A 12,350-nucleotide genomic window follows, 5' to 3' on the forward strand; every position below is an offset into this window, starting at 1 on the left:
GATTAATAATGTAATCATTTTTTAAAAAGTCCTTGAATATATATATATATATATATATTAACCTGATAAAGGAGCGTCTTTTTCTAGGGGTGTATCTTTGCAGGAAGGAAAATCATGAAAAAAGTTAAACCAATATTGGCATCCGTATTGGTGTTTCTGGTCGGTATAGGGATGATACTGCCAAATTTGTCTCAAGTTTATGCCCAAGATGGTGGTGACTATGGGGTAGTGGGCGCCTATGAAGCCTATTCCGTAGCCGAGAACCTATATGAGCAGGGCAAAAAAGTAAAAACTGGAAACGAAATGATTCGTGTTCGTTCGAATCCCAAGGGCGGCTCAAAGGAACTTGGGGAAATAGCGTACTGCTTTAATGCGGATAGAGCCGTTCCAGATATTCAAGGAGCGACCGAACCTGATTTTACAGGAGAAGATTATCCGGAAGATACCCTAATAACCTATACAAAGGTAGCGGGTACAGATAATAAATTCTCTTCACTTGCAGTTAATGCCAGAGAAAATGCAAGAAAAGATATCTTGAAGGTGGTATATAACGGTTTTCGTGATGGGGATGCAAATCGGGTAGACGAGATTAAAAATGCTTTCAAAGCGAAGTATCCGAATATGCCAGAAGGAAATATATCGGATGCTGAACTCTATGCTGCTACGCAAAAAGCAATTTGGTACTACACAGATTCTCAAGACTTGGTTACCCAAAAACCTAGTGAAGCAGAAATTAAGGGTGACGAGATTGACGCCACCATGAATACGAAGACCTGGTATGTTTATCAGTTCTTATTGGGGCAACCTTTAACTGACGATAACCCACTAAAGGGAATGAGCTTGAATGAAGCTCCGGTGAATAATACTTTGGATTTATATAAACCTGCAAGGTCTCATCAATTGCACAATAAGGGTTATCAAAATCTGATTTCGAGTAAGTTTGTTTCCTCGAATACCGAAACAAAGTACTCAGAATATGAAGTGAAAATTAAGAAAATAGATAAAGCTAGTAAATCTCTTCTAGCAAATGCTCGTCTTAAGCTTGAAGCGGTCAATAATGGAACTAACGATCAAAGACTGTTTATGTGGACCACTAAGGAAGATGGGGGATTAAATCCCACCACGTTTAAACTTCCTGTAGGGGAATACCTTTTGACGGAGTTAACTGCGCCGAATGGATATAAACTAGCGGAACCTATTACTATTAAAGTTACTGCTAACGGGGAAATAGTCTATAACCTTAAAAATAAAGCAGAAGCTATCACTCCCAATAATAAAACGGTAGTTATGGAAGATGAAAAAATTCTTACTATGACCGTTAATGTAAATAAAGATTGGAAGGATAAAAATGACGCAACTCCTGCTGATTTAGATTTTCTTACTACGAAGGTAAAACTACTAGCAGATGGGCAGGGTGCGGTTGACGCCTCTGGACATGCAGTTCCGGAACAGCTTTTAAGTAAAGGGAACCAATGGAAGGGATCTTTTACAAATCTACCCATATACAAAAATGGCAATACTTCCGGTGAAAAAATAGTTTATACCGTATCTGAATCCGAGATGAACGAGGGGTATAAGTTAATCCAGGGTGGAGATACGAAGGTATCGGGAGACGCCGATAAGGACATAAAAACTATTCAATTAGTCAACAAAGAGACGGATACTACCCAACCCGAAGAAACGCATATAACTAAAGTTCAAGTAATTAAAAAATGGAGTAATCCGCAGAAAAAGTCTTCTAAAGATATCTATTTTGAGCTTTGGAAGGCAAAGGATGGAGCTGAAAGTGCAGTTACTTTAGCTGATTTTGCTATGAAGCCCCGGGCTTTTCAGGCTCGCCAAAAACTATCGCCAGGTGGGTCGGTCGTCTGGAATAACCTGTTTATGAAAGAACAGGGCTATAGCTTCAAAGTAAAAGAAGTAGATGTAGACGGTAACGCTTGGCAAGATAAGGCAAATGGCTATAAGGAAGGCTCTGCGAAAATTGAGTCTAATGTTGATAAAGCCAAACAGTTACTGGCTTTTACGGTAACCAATAATTACGAAGAGGTAGCAAAAACGAAGGTAAGCTTCTCCAAGAAGGCATTGGCGGAAACTGGAGAAGAACTATCTGGAGCTAAGCTAAAGCTTGCGAAGAAAGATGGCACCGTCGTAAAAGAGTGGACCACCGACGGAACACAACCAGAAGTTGAGTTAGAAAACGGAAGTTACACACTTACAGAAGTATCAGCACCAGACAAATATCAAGTAGCACCAGCAATTAGCTTTGAGGTTAAAGATGGCAAGGTGTTGGTAGCTGGGGCTGAGGTTAAGAACAACACTGTGGTGATGGTCGATCAGCTGAAGAAGGCTGGGGTTCACTTCTCTAAGAAGGCTTTGTCTGAGGATGGGAAGGAGCTTTCTGGGGCGAAGATTAAGTTGGCTAAGGCTGATGGGTCGGTTGTCCGGGAGTTTGAGACTGCTGGTAAGTTGGTTGATTTTGAGCTCGTAGATGGTAAGTACTCTTTCAGTGAGGTTTCTGCTCCTGATGGGTATGTGAAGGCTGCTGATATTGCTTTTGAGGTTAAAGATGGCAAGGTGTTGGTAGCTGGGGCTGAGGTTAAGAACAACACTGTGGTGATGGTCGATCAGCTGAAGAAGGCTGGGGTTCACTTCTCTAAGAAGGCTTTGTCTGAGGATGGGAAGGAGCTTTCTGGGGCGAAGATTAAGTTGGCTAAGGCTGATGGGTCGGTTGTCCGGGAGTTTGAGACTGCTGGTAAGTTGGTTGATTTTGAGCTCGTAGATGGTAAGTACTCTTTCAGTGAGGTTTCTGCTCCTGATGGGTATGTGAAGGCTGCTGATATTGCTTTTGAGGTTAAAGATGGCAAGGTGTTGGTAGCTGGGGCTGAGGTTAAGAACAACACTGTGGTGATGGTCGATCAGCTGAAGAAGGCTGGGGTTCACTTCTCTNATGGGTCGGTTGTCCGGGAGTTTGAGACTGCTGGTAAGTTGGTTGATTTTGAGCTCGTAGATGGTAAGTACTCTTTCAGTGAGGTTTCTGCTCCTGATGGGTATGTGAAGGCTGCTGATATTGCTTTTGAGGTTAAAGATGGCAAGGTGTTGGTAGCTGGGGCTGAGGTTAAGAACAACACTGTGGTGATGGTCGATCAGCTGAAGAAGGCGCCTGCGACCCTGGGCGACCGTTTGGTTAGAACCGGAGCAGGAAGTAACATATTGCTATATGCCGTGCTTATGGTATTTTCCGGGGCACTATTTATTGCAATCAGACATAAAAGAAACAAGAATTAATAAACAGTAAAAATTATTAATATCGGCCTTTGGAATTAGATAACTCGGATTCCAAAGGCCGATATTTGCATTAGTGTCGCAACCGTGATTGGTATCGAGTAATCGTATCCGTTTGCAAATCCTAATAAATAGCGGTTCTAAAAAAGTAAAGAAACAAGCTTTCAGTGAAGAACTACCAGTAACTTCAGGAAGCTACTTGATGCTACTAGTAGCTGCCCGGATTAGCCACTTCACAATCGCCGCAACCGCAGCGCCCTGCGCCCAGCGGTCAAAACTACCAGAGCGCCGGTGAACCTTAATTCGGGGATCATCAGGACGCCCGTAAGATTTCAAATGCTTATCAAAATTATCGGCCCATCTTGATTCTAAGAGACACACGCCCTCTCCATCCAGAACTACGTCCAGAACCAATGCTGCTGAGGCTACCGTTTGCACATAAACAGCTAGATTTTCCGTGAATTCCATGATTGCGCGTCTACATGATTTATCTCCGCGATCTGCAAGGTAAATTAGTTCTTCTGCGGAGGAAGGGGCAGAATCTCTATGGGTTATAGCCCTACCAGCTTGCGCGCGCGACAAAACTGCTGGCAAAGTCAAGGCGCCGTTCGCGCAGCCCACGTGCCCGTATTGACAGACCCCGTGAGCCCCCGCCAAGGGGATATGGGACGTGGTTCCCAGTCCGCTGAGAGGAGAACGCACCGCTCTCAAATTATGTACCATACCGTTTCCGATACCCGCCCCGATAGTGGTAACCACAAAATCTTCACATTTTCGACCGAGTCCAAACCACTGTTCTAACATGGTTAATCCGGTTACATCGTTAACGAACTCTATATCCGGGTGAGAAGATGATTTTATTTTGTCAGAGAGGCTATGCAAATCGACATCGTGCCATCCTAAGAAGCGATTTTCCTTAATATTCGAAGCGTTAATTTTCCCCCCTAAAGAAATCCCGATTCCCTCTAACCGGGGGTTTTCACCCTCCCCAATCTGGTTACGAATAACCGTGCAAAGCTGGCGTAAGCATTCGTCAGGATCATGGCTTTTCACTGGCACAGCTTCGCGTGACAAGATCTGGGCGTTAGTGTCCGTACGTACACAGTGAATCATAGTTCCCGACAGGTTAACTCCAATGAAAGCATGCTGATCTGGGGGGACGGCTAATAGCTGGGTAGGGCGTCCCATACCGGTTTTAGATACTCCAGAACGCGCTTCGGTAATCATCCCGCTCTTCATTAATGGACGTACTAACCGCGTGAGCGTGGCAGGAGAGAGCTCTAAGTCTCGGGCGGTGTCGGCACGAGAAAGGGGGCCGTGAGCCAGGATATGAGCCACGGTGGCTAGCGCCGAATCGTCAAAAAGTCGCGTCATTGTTCCTCTTTCACTATGGGTAGCAACGGCCGTTATCGGAAACCGAAACAAAATATGTAGAAATTGTTCAAAACTCCTTGTTCCCAGTTTACATATGCGTTACTATCTTTAATAGTGAAAATATGTCGGCGCAAGGTGGCGGCGAATAAAAAATCCTGGGAGGGTTCAATGGCGAATTTTTCACGTTTGATCCATTTGCGTAACGGGGGCACGTCTCTGTGTTTACGCATTACAGAGCAGGGAGTTCCTCAGGTTATTTATTGGGGAGCCGATCTTGGATATTTAAGCTCGAAGCAGTGTGAAGAAATATCAAAGTCCCAGTATTCTGCACTAGTATCGGGAACCTCTGATGTTACTCCACTCTTTTCTTTAGTCCCGCAACAAAGTGAAGGCTGGATTGGAACTCCTGGTCTGATTGGATCTCGACGGTCAGTGGCTCTCTTTTCCGCGTTCGTTCCTGTTGATATCCACACCGATGGTCAAGGAACCAACGGGGCTCCCTCGGAAGTGAAGGTAACTCTCCATGACGCGGAAGCCGATATCAATCTCAGTGTTTTGGTAGAAGTCGCCTCCTCTGGAGTGGTTCGCGGGCAGGCAAAGGTCACCAATACCGGAAGTGATGGCTACGAGGTGCAATCGCTGCTACTAGCCATGCCCACTCCGGCAAGTGAAACCTATGTATTGGATCAAACCGGGCATCATTTGCGGGAGCGTGATATTAACACCCATGAATTCACTATCGGCTCTCACCAAAGAGAAACTAGTGTTGCACGCGGGCACACTACTTCCAGTATTCATGGTACTTGTCAGCCCGGTACCTCCTGGCAGAGCGGACTTGTTCACTATATGCATGTGGCTTGGTCAGGAAATACTCGCACCATCGCAGAAAAAGATACGCAAGGATACCAGGGGATACTCGCGGGAGAACTGCTCTTGCCTGGCGAGGTAGTGCTCAAACATGGCGAAGAGTATTGCTCTCCCTGGATTATCGGAACCTGGGGCATGGCCTTGATGATGCGGCAGCACGTATGCATGGCTTTGTTCGCAATCGAGCTGCCCATCCAGTTACTGAACGTCCCGTTACTCTCAACGCCTGGGAAGCTGTTTATTTTGACCAATCACTGCCAAGGCTGTTGAAACTGGTCGACCTGGCGGCCGATGCCGGCGTGGAACGCTTTGTGCTTGATGACGGCTGGTTCTCTGGGCGCCGTGACGACACTTCCAGTTTGGGGGACTGGACAGTATCTGAGGAGGTATGGCCGGAGGGGCTTGCCCCGTTGGCAGATGCAGTGCACGCCAAGGGAATGCAATTTGGGCTGTGGTTCGAGCCGGAAATGATTAACCCCGACTCTCAAGTGGCGCGGGAGCATCCAGATTGGATGCTTTCTCCCCGTACGCATCGACCGCAAGAAGCTCGCTATCAGCAGGTAATGGATTTAACTAATCCTAAAGCCTTTGAGCATGTTAAAAGACAAATGCTGGAAGTGTTGGATTCCACGCAGATCGAATATATTAAATGGGACTTCAATCGGGATCTCTACGAGGCGGTTTCGCCTATCACTGGTCGTCCGGCATACCATCGGCAAACGTTAGCTACCTATCGCCTACTGCAAGAAATTAAAAACGTTTACCCGCACCTGGAAATTGAGTCCTGTGCCGGAGGAGGCGGGCGTATTGATCTTGGAATACTGGAATACACAGTGCGGGTTTGGGGGTCTGACTGTACCGATCCGATTGAAAGAAAACAGATCGAAGCTGGTACTTGTCTACTCCTCCCTCCGGAGTTGGTAGGCTCCCATGTTGCCTCCCCGATTTCTCATCAGACTGGCCGCAGTTTAAACCTGGCTCTGCGTGCCTCTAATGCCATGTTCTCGCATATGGGAATCGAATGGGATTTGACTACCGCAAGTGATAAGGAGCTTACGGAACTTGCCGGCTGGGTAAAACTTCACAAGCAGCTACGTTCGATGCTGCATTCCGGGCGAGTTGTACATTTAGATCACCCTGACCAGGGGTATTGGATTCATGGGGTAGTAGCTGAGAATCAAGCAAGCGCGGTTTACGCGATTACTCGTTTACGTACTTCTGCCCAGCGCCCTTCACCAGCGTTATGTTTGCCTGGCCTAGAAGAGTCAACTACCTATCGAGTACGTGAATTGCTCCCCCAAGGTGTTGAATCTGAAATCAGAGAGGGGCATGGTTCCGTTCCCTGGTGGAAGGAAGGTTTGGAATTACCAGGAAGCGTACTCGAAAATTCGGGAATTCGTTTCCCAGATCTAAATCCGCTGCAAACAGTGTTATTAGAAGTATCTGCGCGGTGACTCAAATTTTTTATCTAAATTTTTAACCGTTAAGAAAGGAGACAAGGATGGAAACATCCTCAGATGTTGTTTCGATGAAGAAACAGCGTCACGTGGTTAATTCACGTCAAACGCGATATGCGTTAATATTTCTGATTCCTGCCGGGATTGGTTTATTTTTCTTTTACCTATTACCCGCTCTGCGTGGATTCTATTTTTCATTCACTGACTACGCGGTGCTAACCCCGGCTAAATGGACAGGGTTGGCAAACTATCAGCGGCTAATTGCTGATCCTCTTTTTTGGAATGCTGTAAAAGTAACGGTTTACTATGTGGTGCTGAACATTGGTTTTCAAACCGTCATTGCCATTGCGCTCGCAGTGTTGTTACAAAGGTTGACAAATTCAACGATCATACGAGGAATGGCGTTGCTGCCCTATTTCATAGCAAACGTAGTGGTGGCGTTAGTTTGGTACTTCATGATGGACTACCAAATCGGTATCGTTAACGAAATCTTTAACTGGGTTGGACTTGATCGGGTAGCTTTCTTCGGAGAATCTGCTTGGGCAATTCCCACGGTTGCTTTTGTTAACGTGTGGCGTCATATGGGATATACGGCGTTACTGATTTTTGCGGGTCTACAAACTATTAATCGAACAGTGTGGGAGGCGGCCGATATTGATGGAGCCGGAGAGGGACGTAAATTCTTCTCCATCACTTTACCGCTCTTACGACCGGTGTTAGCAATGGTCATGGTGGTTACGATTACCGGATCATTCCAGATCTTCGACACGGTTGCGATTACCACCAAAGGCGGCCCGATCAATGCTACTCGCGTTATTTATTACTACATTTGGGATTTGGCATTTGGTCAGCTTGACTTTGGGTACGCCTCAGCCATCGCCATGGTGCTATTTGTCCTGTTATTTGGAATCTCACTCATTCAGCTGCGGCTGATGCGTGCCGGCGAATCAGATGAACTGTGAGGAACAAAAATGACTACAACAACTTTGAAAACTGTTTCCAAAGAAACCGATAAACACGTTCGCATGCGGCAAAGCGGTAAAAATGCTTCCAAGAAACATCGCGGGCCAGGATTTTATTGTGCCTGGGCTTGTTTGGTTATTCTGCTGATTATTACGGTTTTTCCCTTCCTCTGGATGCTACGCTCCTCTTTAATGACCAACAGTGAGCTGTTGTCTCATCCCGGAACCATCTGGCCAAAGAATCCTACTTTTGATGCCTATAGGCGGGTATTTGGTATGACCACTCCGGAAGAATCTCTAGCCCAGGGGGGAGCCGGAGCCTCTATAAACTTCTGGCTGTATTTGCGTAACTCCTGCATAGTGGCTTTCACCGTGATGGTGGGACAAACCCTATTCTCCGCAATGGCTGCCTATGCGTTTTCGCGGTTAAGGTGGCGAGGACGGGAGGTCGTATTTGCGCTCTTCCTGTCAGCTTTGATGGTTCCCGCAATTTTTACTGCTATCCCTAACTTTGTCTTGATTAAACAGATGGGACTGCTCAATACTTTTGCTGGCATTGTGCTCCCGACTTTCTTTATGACCCCGTTCTCGATATTCTTCCTACGGCAATTCTTCCTGGGAATTCCGCGAGAGATTGATGAGGCGGCCATGATTGATGGTGCTGGTCCCTTCAAGGTATTCTTCCGGGTTATCTGCCCCATGGCTTCTGCCCCGATTATCACCTTAGCGGTGCTTACCTTTATCAATGCCTGGAATGACTATATGTGGCCCTTGCTAGTAGGCCAATCGGATCGGGTAAGAGTATTGACGGTTGCCCTGGGGATTTTCCGTTCTCAGAAGCCGCAAGGTTCTCCGGACTGGACAGCACTGATGGCTGCGGCTCTAGTGGCTGCGCTTCCTATTATCATTTTGTTCACCATCCTCGGGAAGCGGATTGTGAATTCAGTTGGATTCTCTGGAATTAAGTGAGGCTAGACATGAAAAAATCTGTGATTGCGGTATCCGGGCGAAGGGTAATTATCGCAGCTCTTACCGCCGTTCTGGCTGTTATTTTGGCTGGTGGGTTAACCTCTTGCAGCTCTCAAGTTAGTGGAAAACCGGGGCAAACTACCCTGCGATATTGGCTTTGGGATTCCGGACAACTCCCGGGATATCGCCAATGCGCGGCGGATTTTGAAAAAGAAAATCCCGATATACATATCCAAATTGAACAATTCGGATGGGATGACTACTGGACACAAATTACGGCCTCAATGGTGGCGGAAAATGCTCCCGATGTATTCACTGACCACACTTCTCAGTTTGGTAAATACTCTGCCTTGGGGCAGATTCTAGATATTGATCCCTTTGTTAAACAGGAAAAGTACGATTTTAGCCACTACGCGGCGGGTCTAGCTGATCAGTGGAAATCTGCCGATGGGAAACACCGATACGGTCTTCCCAAGGACTGGGATACCGAGGCTATCTTCTACAACGAAGACATGGTTAAACAGGCTGGTTACACCAAGGAAGATCTATGGAAACTAGAGTGGAATCCCCGAGATGGAGGAAGCTTTGAAAAGTTTTTAGCCCGGCTAACTGTCGACGTGAATGGCGTGCATGGAGATGAGCCTGGGTTTGATAAAAAGCATGTGAAGGTTTACGGAACTGGTTATAACGACACCGGTGGGGGACTCGGGCAGATTCAATGGTCACCCTATGCGCTATCTAATGGGCAATGGAGATGGACAGAGAAAAATCCTTGGGGGATGCACTTTAACTATGATGATCCTAAATTCCAAGAAAGTATCGGCTGGTGGATCTCTTTAATTAAGAAGGGGTATATGCCTCCGTTGTCGGTAGCTACTTCGGGAGTGGGGACAGTGGAGTCCTTAGGATCAGGATCGTACGCTACCTTGCTAGAGGGTTCCTGGAATATTTCCACGATTGATAAGGCTACTGATTTGCCGATTCAAGTGGCGCCTACCCCTATTGGACCCGATGGGCATCGCGCCTCAGTTACCAATGGTCTGGCAGATTCAATTTGGGTGGGCACTAAGCATCCGAAAGAATCTTGGCGCTGGGTCAAATACCTGGGGTCAGCAAAATGTCAGGATGTAATCGCTGAGCAAGGTACGGTATTCCCCGCCATCACTACCTCAACTGAAAAAGCGATTAAAACCTTCGAAGATATGGGATACGATGCTCGTGCATTCTCGGTACACCTGGAAGATAAAACCACGGTTCCTTCATTGGTGGTTGACCGTTGGGCACAGGTAGATGCCTTGATGAAACCGGCTATGGCTAGTGTGATGTCATTTGAAAGCGATCCTTCTAGCCTGACGGAAGCTAATAAGCGAGTTAATGCATTGATGAGTGCAAATCGTGGAAAGGATTAGGTGATTTGTAGCTAACCATTTAGAGCTGGGGCGTCTTTATCGCGGTGTCGGTGAGGGCGCCCCAGTCAATGCTCTCTCCCGATAACCGCCGCCTAATGTTTGGATGGATGGGGGGATTTACGCTGCCGCTAGCTAGCCAGGCAGAGGACGGCTGGAGTGGTCAGCTAGCCACCCCGCGAGAGGTCTCACTGAGTAAAGATCTAGAAATTATTGCTACCCCGATCCCAGAGTTCGATGAGTTACGTGAAAACACGGTCGATAAGGGCGGATTTACTGTTGAAACCGACAACACTGTGGAACTGGCGTCTGATCTGCCTGTCGGGGAAATCGAGTTGACGGTAGATCTGGATAAAACCTCCTCTGAACAGGTTTCTTTACTGGTGCAGCAGACAAGCAAGAACCGCTATACCGAGGTTGCTTATGACTCGCTATCGAATCGAGTGTTTCTTGATCGGGGTAAGAGTGGATCGAGTGATCGCGGTTATCGATCTGCTCCCTACGTAGGAGGGTCGCAGCTGAAACTACGGGTAATCATTGATCGCGGATCGATTGAAGTGTTTATTAATGATGGTCGCTACGGGTTATCTTCACTAGCTTTCCCGGCCGAGGGTAGACGAGCGGTCAGTATTGCCTCTGTTGGGGGAGTAATCGCGGTCAGCAACCTGAAGATTCATAGCCTCAAATCTATTTGGGGAAACTGAGTGATTGCTGGCGGTTACTAGTAGGGTATTCTGCTTGCTAGTTCCCCAGCCAAGCCAGGATTGCAGCTAGTGCAGCCTCGGTTCCGGTGGCCAGCGTGGGTTTCATGATGGGTGCGAACTTGGGGTTGTGGTTGGGGAACTTGGGATCCTCCTCGCGAAATCCTCCTAAACCCCAATAGCAATAGGGGATCCCGAACGCATCCGGGATAGTGCTGAAATCTTCTGAGGCCGGAACATCGCCGCAATCACCTACGCGCTCAGATCCGAAGTGCGCAATAAACGCGTCAGTTACTGTTTTAGTGGTTTCGGCATCGTTGTTGGTCAGGGGATAGGAATCGTAGAGCTCAAACTCGGCAGGATCAGGGCTTCCGGTTACTTCACATTCGGCGTTGACTATCCGTTCGATCGCTGCCAACAAATGTTCGCGCACCTCCAGATCGTAGGCGCGGATATTGACCAGCAAGGTGGCGCGTTCGGGAATAATATTCGACTTAGAACCAGCTTGCAGTGACCCCACGGTCACTACCGCCATTTTAAAGGGATCAATTTCGCGAGAAACAATAGTTTGCAGGCGCAGCACAATCGCCGAGGCCAGTACCACCGGATCGACTCCCATATGAGGCATAGATCCATGCGAGCCTTTACCATGCACCGTAATTTTCAAAGAGGCACCAGTAGAGAGAATGGCGCCCACATGGGTGCCGACTGAACCGGTAGGCATAGGGGCGGTGAGGACGTGCTGGCCGAAAGCCACATCGGGGTGCGGGATTTTCTTTACGAGGCCTGCATCTACCATAGACTTGGCGCCCTGGGCAGTTTCTTCGCCGGGTTGAAAAAGGGCAATATGGGTGCCGCTCCAGGCCTGCCGGTTCTCGGAAAGTACCCGCGCTGCCCCCAGACCGGCAGTAATATGCACGTCGTGTCCACAGGCGTGCATCGCCGGCACTTCATTCCCGTCCTGATCGCGCCGAGTGGTAGTGGAGGCGTACTCCAACCCGGTTTCTTCCTTTACCGGCAGTCCGTCGATGTCGGCGCGGAAAAGCGTGGTTTTACCGGTGCCGTTTTGCAGTACCCCGACTATGCCGCCACCGATTTCCTGAGTTTCGTAACCGAAATCTTGCAGCTGCTGGTAAATAAAATCACGCGTCTCGCTCTCTGCCATCGACAGTTCGGGATGCTGATGTAGCCACTTGTAGGTTTCCTCTTGCCAGGAATCTAGCTTTTTTACGGCCTGCGTAATATTGAAATCACTCATCATAAACTCCTCTCAATCTGTCTTAACTCTATTTTGCTCCCGCCTCAAAATCGCCCTCCCGCTTGGGGGAG

General features: G+C 47.7%; 9 protein-coding genes. 7 read left to right on the top strand and 2 right to left on the bottom strand.

The genetic code is table 11. The annotated features are described in order from the left end of the window. Window positions 1-303 precede the first annotated feature (303 nt). Complete coding sequence (locus EFB02_RS06815) at window positions 304-3,288, top strand: SpaA isopeptide-forming pilin-related protein (RefSeq protein WP_438947141.1); 2,985 nt, start codon at window positions 304-306, stop codon at window positions 3,286-3,288. A gap of 192 nt (window positions 3,289-3,480) precedes the next feature. Here EFB02_RS06815 and EFB02_RS06820 read toward each other — a convergent pair whose 3' ends face one another. After that, window positions 3,481-4,659 (bottom strand): ROK family transcriptional regulator, encoded by a 1,179-nt coding sequence (locus tag EFB02_RS06820; protein ID WP_234992770.1) that lies wholly within the window; start codon window positions 4,657-4,659, stop codon window positions 3,481-3,483. 168 nt (window positions 4,660-4,827) lie between these two features. Here EFB02_RS06820 and EFB02_RS08840 point away from each other — a divergent pair, with 168 nt between their 5' ends. The 6 genes from EFB02_RS08840 to EFB02_RS06845 are packed head-to-tail and all read left to right on the top strand — an operon-like array spanning window position 4,828 to window position 11,024. After that, window positions 4,828-5,796, top strand: a complete 969-nt coding sequence (locus tag EFB02_RS08840) for a glycoside hydrolase family 36 N-terminal domain-containing protein (protein WP_234992771.1) — start codon at window positions 4,828-4,830, stop codon at window positions 5,794-5,796. Further along, window positions 5,688-6,980, top strand: a complete 1,293-nt coding sequence (locus EFB02_RS08845; RefSeq protein WP_234992772.1) for an alpha-galactosidase — start codon at window positions 5,688-5,690, stop codon at window positions 6,978-6,980. The genes EFB02_RS08840 and EFB02_RS08845 overlap by 109 nt, the downstream gene beginning before the upstream one ends. Before the next feature lie 47 nt (window positions 6,981-7,027). Further along, window positions 7,028-7,945, top strand: coding sequence for a carbohydrate ABC transporter permease (locus EFB02_RS06830; RefSeq protein WP_122820844.1), 918 nt, complete (start codon window positions 7,028-7,030; stop codon window positions 7,943-7,945). 9 nt (window positions 7,946-7,954) lie between these two features. Next, window positions 7,955-8,914, top strand: coding sequence for a carbohydrate ABC transporter permease (locus tag EFB02_RS06835; protein WP_234992773.1), 960 nt, complete (start codon window positions 7,955-7,957; stop codon window positions 8,912-8,914). 8 nt (window positions 8,915-8,922) lie between these two features. Continuing rightward, entirely contained in the window at window positions 8,923-10,323 is a 1,401-nt protein-coding gene (locus tag EFB02_RS06840) for an ABC transporter substrate-binding protein (protein ID WP_234992774.1), read from the top strand. A 44-nt stretch (window positions 10,324-10,367) separates the two neighbouring features. Further along, window positions 10,368-11,024: a GH32 C-terminal domain-containing protein gene (locus EFB02_RS06845; protein ID WP_147471049.1), complete on the top strand. Its 657-nt coding sequence runs from the start codon at window positions 10,368-10,370 to the stop codon at window positions 11,022-11,024. Between the two features lie 37 nt (window positions 11,025-11,061). On the opposite strand, the gene EFB02_RS06850 is transcribed toward EFB02_RS06845, so the two are convergent. Continuing rightward, the gene (locus tag EFB02_RS06850) at window positions 11,062-12,279 is read right to left on the bottom strand and encodes an amidohydrolase (RefSeq protein ID WP_122820847.1); all 1,218 of its coding nucleotides are present in this window, start codon (window positions 12,277-12,279) and stop codon (window positions 11,062-11,064) included. Window positions 12,280-12,350: the final 71 nt, after the last annotated feature.

Origin of the sequence: Varibaculum vaginae (assembly GCF_900604285.1) — a bacterium.
GTDB lineage: Bacteria > Actinomycetota > Actinomycetes > Actinomycetales > Actinomycetaceae > Varibaculum > Varibaculum vaginae.